The sequence below is a fragment of the Sphingomonas sp. BK235 genome (assembly GCF_004345855.1).
Lineage (GTDB): Bacteria > Pseudomonadota > Alphaproteobacteria > Sphingomonadales > Sphingomonadaceae > Sphingomonas.
The window spans coordinates 90,022-103,858 of the sequence record NZ_SLXN01000010.1 but is presented as its reverse complement, the minus strand read 5'-3'; the positions used below and the strand labels follow the sequence as shown (position 1 = coordinate 103,858).

Genomic DNA, 13,837 nt, shown 5'->3' with positions numbered 1-13,837 from the left:
CTGTCGGCCGGGATCACCGCGGCGGTGGCCTGGACCACCCAGCTCAAACAGCGCGAGCGCGCGCTGCCGCGCGACCCCATCCCCGAACATGCCGCGGTGTATGAGGCGATCGCCAGCGGCGATACCAAGGCAGCGGAAGTCGCCATGCGTCAGCTGGTCGACCTGGCGCTCGACGACACCCGCGCCGCCCTGAGCCTCACGCCCAATCTCCTCTCGCGATAGGTCGCGCGCGTCCCGGCCGCGGCGAGGAGCCGGTCGGGCGGCGCGACCCTCACGTCTTCGGCAGCGCGAAGGCCAGCGTGTAATCGCCGTAGCGCGTGCCGAGCGCGCCATGCCCTCCCGCCGTGATGACGACATATTGTCGCCCGTCGCGCCCGCGATAGGTCATCGGCGTCGCCTGCGCGCCCGCCGGCAGGCGGGCTTTCCACACGACCTCGCCGGTGGTGAGGTCGAAGGCGCGCAGATACTGGTCGGTGGTGGCGCCGATGAAGGCCAGCCCACCCGCGGTGATGATCGACCCGCCCAGGTTGGGCACGCCGGTCTTGATCGGCACCCCCAGATGGGAGCCGAACAGACCGGTATCCCGCGCCGTGCCGAGCACCTTCTTCCACAGCACGCGCCGGGTGCCGAGATCCACCGCGGTCAGATGTCCCCATGGCGGCGCCACGCAGGGCGCGCCGAAGATGCCGACCCACGCCTTGACCACCGCGACATAGGGCGTGTTGTACTGCGTCTGGAGCTGCGCCTGCATGGCGTTCTCCCCGCCCTGCTTCTGCTTCATGAGCGCCGCGGCCCGCGGGTCGTCGCGGCGCATCAGCCACAGTTTGAAGGGCATCTCCATCGTGTTGACGGTCATGACCCCGCGCACCGGATCGACCGCCGCGCCGCCCCAGTCGGTGACGCCGTCGAACGCGGGATGGCCGATGATCGGTTTCAGTCCCATCGGCTGGTAGATGCCGGTCCCCTGCGCGCGGCGGATGTCGATGCGGCAGAACAGCTGGTCGATCGGCGTCGCGCCCCAGGTGGCGACCTCGCTCGGCGCGGGCGGGGTGAAGCTCGGCATCCCGGTCGAGAAGGGCTGCGTCGGCGCGACGCGCACGCCGGGCGTGGCGCCGTCGGTCCGCACCGGCCGCTCGGTGATCGCCGCGAGCGGGGCACCGGTCAGGCGGTTCAGGAAGAACACCTGCCCCATCTTCGTCGTCTGGATCAGCGCGGGGATGATCCGGCCGTCCGGCGCGCGATAGTCGAACAGCGACGGACCGATCGGCAGGTCCATGTCCCACATGTCGCGGTGGACGAGCTGCCGCGTCCAGCGCAGCTTCCCCGACGCGACGTCGAGCGCGACGATCGACGAACCGAAGCGGTCGTCGAACGGCCGGCGATACTCGATCCAATAATCGGGCGAGGCATTGCCGGTGCCGAGATAGACCAGCCCGTTGGCCGCATCGGCGGTGATCGCGCCCCAGACGTTCGGCGTGCCGCGCGTGTAGGTCTGCCCGGCCGGCAACGGGGCGATCGCGTCGGGCGAGCGCCCGACGTCCCACGCCCAGAGCGGCGCGCCCGACACGGGATCATAGGCCCGCACGACGCCGGAAGGGATGTCGCGGTTGACGTTGTCGATGATCCGCTCGCCGATGATGAGGCGATCGTTGACCACCACCGGCGGGGTCGTGCCGATCTGGTCGGAGGGTCTGGACGTGCCCATGTTCGCGCGCAGGTCGATCGCGCCATCGGTGGCGAAGCTCCGGCACGGCTGCCCGGTGTCGGCATCGAGCGCGACCAGCCGCGCGTCGAAGGTCGGCGCGAAGATCCGGCGCGGGCATGGCGTCCCCGCCGGCGCCTCGAAATAGGTGACACCGCGGCAGACGAGATAATTGTTGCCCGCGATCCTGGCGTCCTCGTGCCAGCTCCATTTCGTCCGTCCGGTGGTGGCATCCATGGCCTGGACGAACGAGTGCGGCGTGCACGTATACAGCGTGTCGCCGATGTGGATCGGTGTCGCTTCCGAATGATACTCGCGCTTGTGCTCCTTCGACTCGGCCGGCATCGGCAGATCGCCCGTGCGCTGCGTCCAGGCGAGCTCGAGCCGGGAGACATTCTGGGGCGTGATGTCGGCCAGAGCGGAATAGCGACGGCCCGACAGCGTGCCGCCGTAATCGCGCCAGTCTCCGTCCGCCTCGCCGGTCGGCGCGGGCGGGATCGCCGCCGCGCGCGCGGCTTGCTGCGCCTCGACCCCCTCGCCGCGCAGCGCGATGCCGCCGACGCCGAGCGCGAGCAGGACCGCCACCGCGGCCGGCACGATCCGCGCGGGCGAGCGCCACGCCCGCGCCGAGGCTCCGCTCAGCAGCACCAGCACCAGCAGGACGGTGGGCGCGACGAGGCGCGGGACGAGCTGCAAGCCGTCGAACCCGACTTCCCAGATCGCCCAGATCAGCGTGCCGATCCAGATGGCGGCGAAAAACCGGCGCCCCCACCGCGGGCGACGCCCCAGCAGCGCGCCACTCGCCACCATCGCGATCCCCGCGACCAGATAATAAGGCGATCCCCCCAGTGACGCGAGAACGGCCCCGGCTGTCGCGAAGAAGCCGCCGAGGATGGCCACGCACCACGCGATCACCAGCCGATAGAGCCACGCCATTGCCGTTCCCTTTCGAACTGTTGCTCGCTCAACGCTCGGGAGGAACGAAGTTTCAGGCCCCCCGCCGGGGCGCGGCGTCGCGAGGAGCGCGCAGGTGCGCCGCAGACGACGCGACGCGGGTGGTCGCAGACCGCTGTTGCCGCGCTCCCGCATGCGCGACATAGTCGCGTCGGCGTGACGGCCGCGGGGGCTTTCGTCACGTGGGGGGAAAGCGATGAAGACCTTCTCGACTGCCGTTCTCGGCGGACTGTTCCTGGCGTCCGGTGCCATGGCGCAGCAGGCCACGACCGCCACGGCGCCGGCGGCAAGCGCGCCTTTCGTCAACCCGGATGTCGGCGTGCCGGTGTTCCCCTACGATCTCACCGACAAGCCCTATCGCGTGCTCGGCGAGGTGAAGGCCGGGGTCAGAAAGGCAACCGTGTTCAGCAAGTCGCCGTCGCAGGAGAAGATCTACAAGGAGCTGTGGGAGCGCGGCCGCAAGCTCGGCGCCGACGCGGTGATCAACGCCAAATACGGCGATGCACACGTGACGGCCTTCAGTTGGGGCAAGGCGAACGCCACGGGCACCGCGGTCAAGTTCCTCGCCCCCGGCGAAGCGTCGCCGGCGGCTCCCGCCGCCAAGTGAGCGCAGCCACCGTCGTGCGCCTCGCGCGCGCAGCGCTGACGCTGGCGGCGGCAGTGTCCCTGTGCGCCGGCGCGCGCGCGCAGGAGGCGATGATAACGGGCGTCCCTCCCGGCACCCCGGTCACGCTCATGGTCACCAAGGAGGTCAGCAGCCGCACGGCGCGGCTGGGCGACCGCTTTCGGCTGAGGGTCAACCAGGCCGTTCTCGTCGGGGGCGTCGTGGCGGTGCCGGTGGGCGCCACGGCCTGGGGCGAGATCGTGTCCGCCGCGGGAACCGGGGTGGCGGGCAACCGCGGTCGATTGACCGCCAGGCTGTCTCACGTGGAGCTGCCCGGCGGATCGCTTCGGCTGACGGGAGCGCAGGCGGTCGAGGGGAAAGCGAATACGGCTGGACTCGTGATCGGGGTCGTCACCTTCGGGATCGGTGGTCTGCTGATGAAGGGCGGCAACGCGCTCCTGAAGGCGGGCGATATCCTCACCGGCATCGTCGCCGACCCGGACCCGCGCGCGCCGCTGTGCGACACCGCGAGCGCGACGTCACCCTGCCCTGCGAAGGAGTGAGAGCATGAACCGCGAACTGAGCGTCCACCGCCATATCGAGGCGCCCGTCACGCATGTGTGGGAGACGATGATGGACCGCTTCGAGGAGTGGTTCTGTCCTCGCCCCTGGCGCGCCGAGGCGCGTCAGATCGAATGGCGCCCCGGCGGCCGCAGCCTGGTGGTGATGCATGGCCCCGACGGCGAGGAGATGCTCAACGAGGGCGTGATCCTGGACGTCGCGCCCGGCCGTCGCTTCGTCTTCTCCGACGCCTTCACCGGCGACTGGCAGCCGAGCGGACCGTTCATGGTCGGGCTGTTCGAGATCGCGTCGGACGGTGCCGGCACGCGCTTCACCGCCACCGCGCGGCACTGGACCGACGAGGCCGCCGAACAGCATCGCATCATGGGTTTCGACGCGGGCTGGGGCGCGATGGCCGATCAGCTCAAGACCCTCGCCGAGGGTGGGACGCTGTGAGGGGGCCTGCCGCACTCCGCGCGGCTCAGGGGGAGCCCGGCGGCACCTGTTTCCTGCCAGGCTGACCGATCGAACCCGCTCCTGGTCAGAACATCTCGTCGAGTAGCAGGTGGAACTGGAGCTTGCGCTCGTCGGGATGGTCGATGCCGTACCGCTCAAGGAAGCGGCGCGACAGACAGGGGTCGAACTCCCTGAGATTGCTCCAAACGATCGCGAGATCCTGGTAACGGTCGGCGATGCCGGTCCTGCCGACGTCGATGCAGCCGACCACCTCGCCATCGCGCAGCAGGATGTTGTCGAGCGAGAGATCGCCGTGGGTAACGACGAGGTCCGGCGAGATCGGCAGCAGGCGCTGCATCGCTTCCCACACCTGTTCCGACGTCCAGCCTTCGCGCTCGTCGTCGAAATCATCCTCCTCGACCCATCCCGCGTCGATGCGGGCGCGCGCCTGCGTGAGGCGATGGGCGTGATCGCTGGTGAAGGGACAGGCGCCGAGTGGGATCGCATGGAAGCGCCGTGCGAGGCTCGCCAGCGCATCGACGACCGCGCTGTGGTGATGCGAACCCGCCTCCAGCAGCTGGTAGGCGGTCTGTCCGGGCAGTGCGGTCATCAACAACCAGGCCTCGTCCGGGTCCAGCACGAAACGCTGCACGGCCGGCACGGGGATATGCCGCGCCAACCAGCGCAACCTGACCATCTCGTCGGCGACATCGCCGGCCACCGGGCCTCGGCCATGCTTGAGGAAGAGGTCAGGCGCGCCGGCTCTGCCATGCAGCCGATACACCGCCCCGCCTGATTCGCCGATCCGATCGCGCGCCCATGCGTACCCGCGAAGGAGCGAGGACATGGCCGGTGGCACCGGAATGGCGGCGCATGCCTCTTCCCGATACGTACCCATCAGGCCCATACCTCCGCGCGCCCCGATGACGGCCGTACACCGTTGCCGCTGGGTCGGCCAGCCGGCGGCGCCGACTGGCAGCCTGGATCGCGGGGCGTCAGAAGGCGTGTCGCATGCCCAGGACCAGGTTGCGCCCGCGTAGCGGTGTCTGATCCCTGACGAACGAGGTGTGGACGAACGCCAATTGATCAAGCAGGTTGTTGCCGCGAACATAGAGCTCGACCGTTCTCCTCGGCGCCAGATCGAACCTGTAACTCAGCGTCGCGTTCAGCATGTCATAGCCCGGTGTCGCGGTCTCGTAGGACGCGACCTTGTCCTGCTTGAAGGTGTGATAATATTCGAGGTCACCGGAGAAGGCGTCGACGATGTGTTCATATCGACCACCTAAGCGACCGGGCGAGATACGCGGCAGATTGTCGCTGTTTCGCTCGATCTCGGTGTCGACATAGTCGCCGAACACGGTCAGCCGCGACGCCCGGTTGAGCTGAAGGCTCGCCTGTCCGTCGATCCCCCTGAATTCGACGTCAGCCGCCGTATAGGCCAACATGTTGGCACGAACACCCGTCTCCGTGTTGCTCTGGATAAGACGCGCGTAGATGTAATCGCTGATCTTCTGGTAGAACAATCCGATCTCCATCTCCAGCGGACCTCTTGAGCGTCGCAGCGTCAGGTTGACGGAATTGGTCCTTTCCATCAGGTCCGGCGCGCTCGGCGCGAATGGGACCGGGAAGTCATCCCAGAGAAAGTCGGCGGGCGATTGCGTCAGGCCCAGCTCATAGCTGTTGGTCGCCAGGTTCATCCCGTTGGCGAAAAGCTCCCGTACGCTGGGGCCACGCTCCGTATGGGCGATCGCCAATGCCACGGCATAACCCGCCTGACGATTCCACGTTGCCCCCAGCGACGCCGAGAACGGACGATGCTTCAGGTTCGTGTGGGTCGTCGAGGGCCGGCTGCGGCACCGCGAGCATATCGTGAAGGATCTGCGCAACGCGCCCGCCGCGCTCATCGCGCAGCTGAAAGGGAAGAGTTTCGGCAAGATGCTGGTTCAGGTCGCACAACCCTGATCCAAGAACTGGTGCGGAAATCGTGGAGATGATCGAGATGCCGCCCCGGATCGACGCGAGCGCGCCGGTGATGTCCCGGCGCCGCTCGCTGATCGCCGCCCCGCTCGCGGCGGTGTGGCAGGCGCCTATCGACGTGGCGCGCTGGCCGGAATGGCAGCTCGCTCGATGCCTGGCTCGACCATCGGAGCAACCATGTCCAGGATCGCTGCCGATAACGGCCAGGCTGACATGCTGGCCGAGCGTCCTGCGGCGGTATCGTCCGAGCGGATACTGGCGGCTTCTTGCCGGTCATTCTCGCGCGCCCTCTGGTGCGCGCCGCCGCTCTGTTGAACGGTAAGTCGTCCACCTGCTCCGGTCTGCCGTCGGGCAACCGCTTCAGTCAGGCGCAACCCGCTCGTCCCAGCCCAGCAGCGCGGTCTCGGCAACATCGTTGAGTTCGGCCCGCGTGGCGCCATCGCGAGCCAGGATCGACATGCCGTTCTGAACACATTGGACGAAGCGGGCCAAAGCATGACCGTCGACGGACGCGGGGATCTCGCCTTCGCCCTGCCCGCGAACGATGCGCGCCTTGATCTTCTCGAACCCGTGCGCGCGGGCCGCACGGACACGCGCACCGAGTTCATCATGCCCCTCCCCGCCGACGGCAGACAAGGTGACCATGCAGCCGTTCGTCGTCGCGCTCAGCCCGGCCGCCGAGTCGAAGAGGAAGCGCTCGACGGCGCCGCGCGCGGTCGCGGCGGACGTGAAGCCGCCCCAGGCGATCGCCTCATGCTCGGTCACGTAGAAGTCGAGCGCTTCGGCATAGAGCGCCTCCTTCGATCCGAAGGCCGCGTAGAGGCTGGGTGAGCCGATCCCCATCGCCGCGGTGAGGTCGGCGATCGAGGTCGCCGAATACCCCTTGCGCCAGAAAAGCTGCATCGCGGCAGCAAGCGCCGCATCCCGATCGAACGCCCGCGGCCGACCGCGCGCAGGCGCACTCGCCGTACAGCTCCGCTCCTGATCCGTCCTATTCTGCATCGATCGACATATAATTCGTTTGACAGCCGAACTCAACGCGCCCACCTATTCTGTGTTGATCGATACAGAAAGGTTCGGACAGTGACCGAGTTGGTTGGGAAGTTCGCGCTGGTCACGGGAGCCTCGCGCGGCATCGGGGCAGCGATCGCGATCGCGCTCGCGGACAAGGGCGCAGACGTCGCCATCACCTATGAGAAGTCGGCGGAGCGCGCCGAGGCGGTCGTCGATGCCATCCGGCAGAAGGGGCGGAACGCGGTCGCGATCCAGGCCGACAGTGCCGATCCGGCCGCCATAGAGCGTTCGGTCGGCGAAGCGGCCGAGGCGCTGGGCGGCCTCGACATCCTCGTCAACAATGCCGCGATCGCACGCTATGCCAACCTCGCCGAGATCAGCGCGGAGGACATCGATGCATTGTTCGCGGTGAACGTACGCGGGCCGATGCTGGCGACCAAGGCGGCGATCCCGCATTTCCACGCCGGGTCGCGCGTCATCAACATCGGTTCGGCCGGCGCTGAGCGGATCGTCGGGGCACCGGGTACCGCCTATTTCATGACCAAGGCCGCGCTGCAGTCCTATACTCAAGGCCTGGCCCAGGAGCTGGGGCCGCGGGACATCACCGTGAACACAGTGCAGCCGGGGTCGACGGCGACCGACATGAACCCCGAGGACGGCGACTATGCCGATTTTCAGCGCAGTCTTATCCCGTTGGGCCGCTATGGTCAGCCGGAGGACGTGGCGGCGGCCGTCGCCTTCCTCGCCACGCCCGCCGCGCGGCAGATCACCGGCACCACGCTGACGGTGGATGGCGGCGCATTGACCTGAAGCTCCGCCGGAGTGGCACGCTGGGCGCGAGCGACCGGCTGTCGAGATATCAGGTGCCGCGCGCTACCCGAAGCGGCGCCGGGCGGGTCACCGGACCACCCGGCGCCGCGACCGATGAGGCATTCGGCTCTTATGGGGGCGGCGCTCGAGGCTGACGATCAGATCCGTCGCGGTCGGCCGCCAGGCAATCTCCAGTGAGGCCTGTCGGCGATCCGCCGTTTAGTCATGCGGCGCCCGAGCGTGGCTATGTCTCATGAGGTCATCATCCGACAAACCGGCGACGCGCCGATCGAAATCGGACGCGATGCTCGCGAGAGAGACATCCCCCAGGCGCCGCAGGAGAAGCGCTTCTGCTTCACGCAGCGCACCTTCCAGCGATGCGTTGACAGCTTGCTCGACCAAGCAGGTCGCCATCGGGTCGGCGGGTCCGAGCGCGAAGATACGATTCTCTCCCAATGCTCGGTGGACGTCGAGCATGGTGAGGTCCTCCAGATCCCGGGTCAGCGACCATCCGCCCCCGTGCCCTTTGACCGACTGGACGTAGCCCGCGTCGCGAAGACCCGCCATCGTTCGGCGGACAACCACGGGATTCGTCTGCAACATCGTGGCCGCGGCGTGCGACGTGAGCGGCCCAGCCATTCGCCCCATGTGGATCAGCAGGTGCAGCATTCTCGACAGCCGGGCGTCCACAGCGACGATCCTCCTGAGACGCCCCCTATCATGTGACTTTCATTGTTGCAAAAGCGGATCCGACAGGTCATGTAACATCCATGGTGTCCTGAAAGGGTCGGAATGTACGACGTGATCGTGGTCGGCGGCAGCTTCGCGGGCCTGTCCGCTGCCTTGCACCTTGCCCGGGCGAGGCGGAAGGTCCTGTTGCTCGATGCCGGGCTGCCGCGAAACCGGTTTGCCGACGAAGCCCATGGCTTGCTGGGGCACGATGGCCGGCCTCCGACCGCGATCCTGCGCGATGCTCGGTCCCAGCTTCTACGCTATCCCACGGTGGAGATCCGGACAGGTGAGGCCAGCGTGGTCGAGCGGATCGACGACGGCTTCGCTGTCGGCCTCTCGTCTGGTGCCGAAGCGCGCGCCCGTCGTCTCGTGCTGGCCACGGGGGTGACGGACACGCTGCCGCCGATCCCGGGCCTGCGGGAGCGCTGGGGCGAGAGCGTGCTGCATTGCCCCTACTGCCACGGCTACGAAGTGCGCGACCTGCCGCTCGCCGTGTTGGCCGCGCACCCCATGTCGCCGCACCAGGCATTGCTCATTCCGGACTGGGGACCGACCACCTACTTCACGCAGGGGGAGTTCGAACCCGAGCCGGCCGAGCTCCAGGCGTTCGCCGCGCGGGGCGTGGCGATCGAGCGCACGCCCATCGTCGCGCTGCTCGGCGAAGCACCCGGACTCGATGGTGTTCGCCTGGCAGACGGGCGCGAACTGAACGTCGCGGCGATCTTCACGGCGCCCCGGACGGCACCGACGACTCCGCTCGCCGCCATGCTCGGGTGCGAGCATGAGGATGGACCGACCGGCCCCTTCATCAAGATCGATCAGTGGGGAGCCACTTCCGTGGACGGCGTATGGGCGGCCGGAGACGCCGCCACACCGATGCATAATGCCACGCTGGCGGCGGCGGCGGGGGTCCTGGCCGGCATCGGCGCGCATCAAGCCGGAGTGCGCGCTGCGCCGAGGTGATGGTCGGCTCGCGGCGTCGTAGACCCTTCCCGCTCACGTCGAGGATCGAGAACCAGACATTCACGCCCGCTTTCCCAACCCGAGCCTCTGCCACATGTGGACTCCGGCGTCGTGGCCAGTCCCGGTGCATGATCGTGCGCACCGGCGAGCGCCACATGCCCGGGATCATCTTCCACGAGGCAGCGTAGAGCAAGCATGCCTGACCTGTTCCCCGACGACCGTGCGCGCTTGCCGCTCGATCCCGGTGCCGTGCTGCTCGGCGGTTTCGCGCTGCCGGTCGATCGCGTCCTTCTCCAGCTGATCACCCATACCGCCGAGGCCGCGCCTTTTCGCCATCTCGAGACCCCGGGTGGCCGGCGGATGTCGGTGGCGATGACCAACGTCGGACAGTTGGGCTGGGTCTCGGATCGGCGAGGCTATCGCTACAGCCCCGTCGACCCGCTCACCGGACGACCATGGCCGGCGATGCCTCCCGCCTTCACCACGCTCGCCACCGAGGCTGCCGCCGCGGCCGGCTTCGCCAACTTCGCGCCGGAAGCGTGCCTCATCAATCGCTACGCGAGCGGCGCGAAGCTGTCGCTTCACCAGGACCGCGATGAGCGCAATCTCGACCAGCCGATCGTGTCCGTCTCGCTCGGCGTCGATGCACGTTTCCTCTGGGGCGGGCAGTCTCGCACCGACCGTCCCCGCCGCATCGCCTTGCACCATGGCGACGTCGTGGTCTGGGGCGGGCCTGCGCGGCTGACCTTCCACGGCGTCGACACATTGGGGGAGAGCTCGCATCCGCTGACGGGCTCGCTGCGCTACAATCTCACGTTCCGGATCGCGACCTGAGCAACCGTCACGTTCGCAAGCCCCAACTTCGCCGCGCATGCGTATTGTAGCGACCTGCCGCTTCCGGTGACCTTTCGGGGGACGGGGGGCGAACCCTGCCGCCAGACAACGCCACCCTTCGGATCGGCAGCCGCACCGCCCGAGCCCGCCGCTCATTTCGGCAAGCTGGACATCGGAGGCGAGCAGCGGATCGCGGCTCGCGATCGCACTCGCTCGATCCCGACGATGTTACATTTTGTGCAAGTGCTAGTGACTCGCAACAGCGCCACCTCTAAGGCTGGCGCGGTTTCGGGGGACTAAGACGTGAGAATCTGGCAATTTCTTATGGCAGCGGGCGCATGGTCCGTCGTCGCAGCCACCGCGCAGGCGGCGGAGCACACCGACGACGGCGCGCCGGCACCCGAGGCGCAACGCCCCGACGAGGTGCTGGTCGTCGGCAAGAGCTATGGCCGCGAGGTCGGCAAGACCGTCACCCCGCTCAAGGACACGCCGAACACGGTCAGCGTGATCGAGCGCGACCAGATCGAAGCGCAGAACCTGTTCACGCTCGAGGATGCGCTCACCGCGACCAACGGCATCACCGTGACCGGCATCGGCAGCGAGGATCCGGCGTTCAACTCGCGCGGCTTCGCGATCAACAACTATCTGATCGACGGGGTGCCGACGCAGTCGTTCGGCTTCCCCGGCGTGGTCCCCGACCTCTTCTTCTACGATCGCCTCGAAGTGCTGCGCGGTCCCGCCGGGCTGTTCACCGGCGCGGGCAATCCCGCCGGCAGCATCAACCTGATCCGCAAGCGCCCGCTCGAGACGACGCGGCTGCAGGCGTCCGCGGGGTACGGACGCTACGACAATCTGCGCCTCGAGGTGGACGCCTCGACCCGCGTCGGAACGGCGGTCGGGGTGCGCGTGGGCGCGATGGCACAGGATCAGGACCAGTTCTTCGATACCGCGCACCGCAGCCGCTGGGGCGCCTTCGCGGTCGGCGACCTCGCCGTCGGCGAACGCACCACCCTGACCGGCGGCGTCTATTATGATCGCTTCAAGCCCGCCATCCAGTCGGGCCTGCCCGGCTATGCGGGCGGTGCCGACGGCAGCGAGGGGCGCCTGCTCGACGTGCGCCGCTCCACCTATCTCGGCGCCGACTGGAACCGCTTCGACTCCGAGACCTGGACCGGCTTCGTCGAGCTCGCGCACCGGATCAGCGACCGCTGGACGCTGCGCGCGACCGGGCTGGTGGCCAACGTCGACCGTGTCGACAAGTATAGCTATGTCGGCAATGCCGCCGTCACGCCCGCCAACGCCGGCCTGACGAACCATATCGCCTTCCTTGGCGACAATCGCCAGCGCACGCGCTCGTTCGACCTCAACGGCGTCGGCACCTTCCCGGCGTTCGGCCGCGAGCAGACGCTGATCCTGGGCGCCGACTATCAGGCGCAGGATTACACCTCCTATTTCGCGCGCATCTCCAATTATGCGCAGATCAACGTGTTCGATCCGGTCTACCCCGCCGAGCCGCCGCTCGACCCGCGCGCTGACCTGCCGCCCTATCCGATCCAGGGCACACTCGGCCGGTGTGTCGAGGTGCCGCGCGAGTGCGTCGCCCAGTCGCCCGGAGCCACGCGCACCTACGTCGAACAATATGGCCTCTATGGTCAGCTGCGCCTGTCACCGATCGAGCGCGTGACGCTGGTCGGTGGCGGTCGCGCGACCTGGTGGTCGAGCGACGTCGATACGCTCGACCGCTTCACCGGCGCGCCGACCGCACGATCGCAATATGGCTACGAGGGCCGGCTCACGCCCTATGCCGCGGTGCTGTTCGACGCCACGTCGAACCTGAACCTCTACGCCAGCTACGCGGACAGCTTCACGCCGCAACCACCGCCCGCCAATCGCGCCCGCCCTGACGGCCGCCCGGTCGAGCCGTTGATCGGCGACCAATATGAGGTGGGCAGCAAGCTGTCGCTGATGAACGATCGGCTGCTGCTCTCCGTCGCGGGTTATCAGATCCGGCAGACGAACCGGCTGGTCAACCCGCCCGAGCTGCCCGACATCGTCCTGCAGGCCGGCCGGGTCCGCGCCCGCGGGATCGAGGCCGAAGCCACCGGCGAGATCCTGCCTGGCTGGCGGATCAACGGGGGCTACAGCTACACCGACACCGAATATCTGGAGGATAACGAACCGCAGTTCGAGGGCATCGCGCTGCTGCCAATCATCCCCAAGCATATGATCAAGGCGTTCACGAACTATGCGCCCGAGAGTGGCCCGCTCGCCGGTGCCAGCATCGGCGGATCGGTCACGTGGTTCTCCTCCACCTACGGCGGCAATCCTGCGCTCTACGACGCGAACGGCTCCCTACGGAGCGTGTCGACGATCGTTCGGCAGGATGCCTATGCCGTGGTCGACCTGCGCGCCGGCTACAAGCTCAGCGAGCAGCTCTCGCTCTCGGTCAACGCGAGCAATCTGCTCGACAAGACCTATTATGCGCGCATCTCCACCACCGGTCGGGGCAACTTCTACGGCACGCCCCGTACCGTGTTCGGCACCCTCCGGTACACCTTCGAGTGACCGCGGGCGACGCACATGCGCGCGCGCTGGACGCGCCGCGGCGACCTGACGCTGCGCGTCATCGCCGCGGTCCCGCTCGGCTACGGTGTCGCCAGCCTGTGGGCCATGGCGCTGGCGCGGCTGCTGCCGGGCGTGCGAAGCGGCGACCAGATGCTCGCCGGCATCGATGCGACCCTGCTTGCCTTCGGGCTCGGCTATCTGGCGCTCGCCTGCCGAGTGGCCCAGGCGCCATCGCGGGACCGTCCCCCCCGACGTGACCGGCGACCGTCGACGATCGTCCAGCGCGCCCAACCACAGGAGGTCGTCGCGTGAGCGTCGTCGTCGTCCTGCTGACCGCTGCCGCCTTTCTCCTCCTCGGACTGGCGACGCACGAAGACCATCAGCGCCACCTGAACCGCCCGCTGACGCCAGCGTCGCGGAGACGTGCTCGCGTCATCGGCTGGCTGCTGCTGGGCGCCACTTTCCCACTGAGCGTGCTCGATCAGGGACTGATTGACGGGCCGGTGTGCTGGGTCGCGGCGTGCATGTCAGGAGCCGGCCTGGCGTTCCTCCTTCTCAACGTCTCACCGACGCGTCGCGCGCCGGCCAGCAGTCCGGTGAGGGGGCCGACGTCTCGGCCACGAAAAGACGCTACCGGCGCAAGATGCGATTGACTCGCGATAGCT

16 protein-coding genes are annotated in these 13,837 nt (G+C 68.2%); 11 read left to right on the top strand and 5 right to left on the bottom strand.

The genetic code is table 11. The features are described from left to right. A partial coding sequence (locus tag EV292_RS19655; RefSeq protein WP_347812608.1) for an FCD domain-containing protein occupies nt 1-222 on the top strand: 222 nt, incomplete at its 5' end. Nucleotides 223-271: 49 nt separating this feature from the next. On the opposite strand, the gene EV292_RS19650 is transcribed toward EV292_RS19655, so the two are convergent. Then, nucleotides 272-2,638 (bottom strand): membrane-bound PQQ-dependent dehydrogenase, glucose/quinate/shikimate family, encoded by a 2,367-nt coding sequence (locus EV292_RS19650; protein ID WP_132910961.1) that lies wholly within the window; start codon nt 2,636-2,638, stop codon nt 272-274. Between the two features lie 268 nt (nt 2,639-2,906). On the opposite strand from EV292_RS19650, the gene EV292_RS19645 reads away from it, so the two are divergent. Genes EV292_RS19645 through EV292_RS19635 form a run of 3 tightly spaced genes read left to right on the top strand, consistent with a single transcriptional unit; the run spans nt 2,907 to nt 4,277 of the window. Beyond that, nucleotides 2,907-3,263 (top strand): YbjQ family protein, encoded by a 357-nt coding sequence (locus EV292_RS19645; protein ID WP_243693875.1) that lies wholly within the window; start codon nt 2,907-2,909, stop codon nt 3,261-3,263. A gap of 14 nt (nt 3,264-3,277) precedes the next feature. Next, nucleotides 3,278-3,823, top strand: a complete 546-nt coding sequence (locus tag EV292_RS19640; RefSeq protein ID WP_132910959.1) for a hypothetical protein — start codon at nt 3,278-3,280, stop codon at nt 3,821-3,823. Between the two features lie 4 nt (nt 3,824-3,827). Further along, on the top strand, nt 3,828-4,277 hold the full coding sequence (locus EV292_RS19635) for an SRPBCC domain-containing protein (protein ID WP_132910958.1): 450 nt from the start codon (nt 3,828-3,830) through the stop codon (nt 4,275-4,277). 85 nt (nt 4,278-4,362) lie between these two features. Here EV292_RS19635 and EV292_RS19630 read toward each other — a convergent pair whose 3' ends face one another. Continuing rightward, nucleotides 4,363-5,175: an APH(3')-I family aminoglycoside O-phosphotransferase gene (locus tag EV292_RS19630; protein WP_132910957.1), complete on the bottom strand. Its 813-nt coding sequence runs from the start codon at nt 5,173-5,175 to the stop codon at nt 4,363-4,365. 97 nt (nt 5,176-5,272) lie between these two features. After that, nucleotides 5,273-6,163 carry a TonB-dependent receptor gene (locus tag EV292_RS19625; protein ID WP_279432444.1) on the bottom strand — a complete coding sequence of 297 codons (891 nt, stop codon included), beginning with the start codon at nt 6,161-6,163 and terminating at the stop codon, nt 5,273-5,275. Here EV292_RS19625 and EV292_RS23400 point away from each other — a divergent pair. After that, on the top strand, nt 6,105-6,239 hold the full coding sequence (locus tag EV292_RS23400; protein WP_279432445.1) for a hypothetical protein: 135 nt from the start codon (nt 6,105-6,107) through the stop codon (nt 6,237-6,239). The two genes, EV292_RS19625 and EV292_RS23400, sit on opposite strands and share 59 nt — an antisense overlap. 375 nt (nt 6,240-6,614) lie before the next feature. Here EV292_RS23400 and EV292_RS19620 read toward each other — a convergent pair whose 3' ends face one another. Further along, nucleotides 6,615-7,157, bottom strand: coding sequence for a TetR/AcrR family transcriptional regulator (locus tag EV292_RS19620; protein ID WP_207913490.1), 543 nt, complete (start codon nt 7,155-7,157; stop codon nt 6,615-6,617). A gap of 180 nt (nt 7,158-7,337) precedes the next feature. Between EV292_RS19620 and EV292_RS19615 the strand changes: the two genes are divergently transcribed. Further along, on the top strand, nt 7,338-8,078 hold the full coding sequence (locus EV292_RS19615; RefSeq protein ID WP_132910955.1) for an SDR family oxidoreductase: 741 nt from the start codon (nt 7,338-7,340) through the stop codon (nt 8,076-8,078). Nucleotides 8,079-8,297: 219 nt separating this feature from the next. Here EV292_RS19615 and EV292_RS19610 read toward each other — a convergent pair whose 3' ends face one another. After that, a complete protein-coding gene (locus EV292_RS19610; protein WP_279432443.1) occupies nt 8,298-8,768 on the bottom strand; it encodes an Rrf2 family transcriptional regulator in 471 nt (156 codons plus the stop codon). A 102-nt stretch (nt 8,769-8,870) separates the two neighbouring features. On the opposite strand from EV292_RS19610, the gene EV292_RS19605 reads away from it, so the two are divergent. The 5 genes from EV292_RS19605 to EV292_RS19585 all read left to right on the top strand — a co-directional run bounded on the left by EV292_RS19605 (nt 8,871) and on the right by EV292_RS19585 (nt 13,825). Then, on the top strand, nt 8,871-9,773 hold the full coding sequence (locus EV292_RS19605; protein WP_132910954.1) for an NAD(P)/FAD-dependent oxidoreductase: 903 nt from the start codon (nt 8,871-8,873) through the stop codon (nt 9,771-9,773). A 195-nt stretch (nt 9,774-9,968) separates the two neighbouring features. Further along, a complete protein-coding gene (gene alkB / locus EV292_RS19600; protein WP_132910953.1) occupies nt 9,969-10,607 on the top strand; it encodes a DNA oxidative demethylase AlkB in 639 nt (212 codons plus the stop codon). 324 nt (nt 10,608-10,931) lie between these two features. Continuing rightward, a complete protein-coding gene (locus tag EV292_RS19595) occupies nt 10,932-13,172 on the top strand; it encodes a TonB-dependent siderophore receptor (protein ID WP_132910952.1) in 2,241 nt (746 codons plus the stop codon). A gap of 15 nt (nt 13,173-13,187) precedes the next feature. Beyond that, nucleotides 13,188-13,484, top strand: coding sequence for a hypothetical protein (locus EV292_RS19590; protein ID WP_132910951.1), 297 nt, complete (start codon nt 13,188-13,190; stop codon nt 13,482-13,484). Continuing rightward, the gene (locus EV292_RS19585) at nt 13,481-13,825 is read left to right on the top strand and encodes a DUF3325 domain-containing protein (protein WP_132910950.1); all 345 of its coding nucleotides are present in this window, start codon (nt 13,481-13,483) and stop codon (nt 13,823-13,825) included. Before EV292_RS19590 ends, EV292_RS19585 begins: the two co-directional genes overlap by 4 nt. The last annotated feature ends 12 nt before the right edge of the window (nt 13,826-13,837 follow it).

Excerpts from the sequence above, each read along its gene's own strand:
- EV292_RS19650 (WP_132910961.1), bottom strand. The coding sequence starts at position 2,638 with ATGGCGTGGCTCTATCGGCTGGTGATCGCGTGGTGCGTGGCCATCCTC.
- EV292_RS19630 (WP_132910957.1), bottom strand. The coding sequence starts at position 5,175 with ATGGGTACGTATCGGGAAGAGGCATGCGCCGCCATTCCGGTGCCACCG.
- EV292_RS19605 (WP_132910954.1), top strand. The coding sequence starts at position 8,871 with ATGTACGACGTGATCGTGGTCGGCGGCAGCTTCGCGGGCCTGTCCGCT.
- EV292_RS19620 (WP_207913490.1), bottom strand. The coding sequence starts at position 7,157 with ATGCAGCTTTTCTGGCGCAAGGGGTATTCGGCGACCTCGATCGCCGAC.
- EV292_RS19635 (WP_132910958.1), top strand. The coding sequence starts at position 3,828 with ATGAACCGCGAACTGAGCGTCCACCGCCATATCGAGGCGCCCGTCACG.
- alkB (WP_132910953.1), top strand. The coding sequence starts at position 9,969 with ATGCCTGACCTGTTCCCCGACGACCGTGCGCGCTTGCCGCTCGATCCC.
- EV292_RS19595 (WP_132910952.1), top strand. The coding sequence starts at position 10,932 with ATGGCAGCGGGCGCATGGTCCGTCGTCGCAGCCACCGCGCAGGCGGCG.
- EV292_RS19590 (WP_132910951.1), top strand. The coding sequence starts at position 13,188 with ATGCGCGCGCGCTGGACGCGCCGCGGCGACCTGACGCTGCGCGTCATC.
- EV292_RS19645 (WP_243693875.1), top strand. The coding sequence starts at position 2,907 with ATGGCGCAGCAGGCCACGACCGCCACGGCGCCGGCGGCAAGCGCGCCT.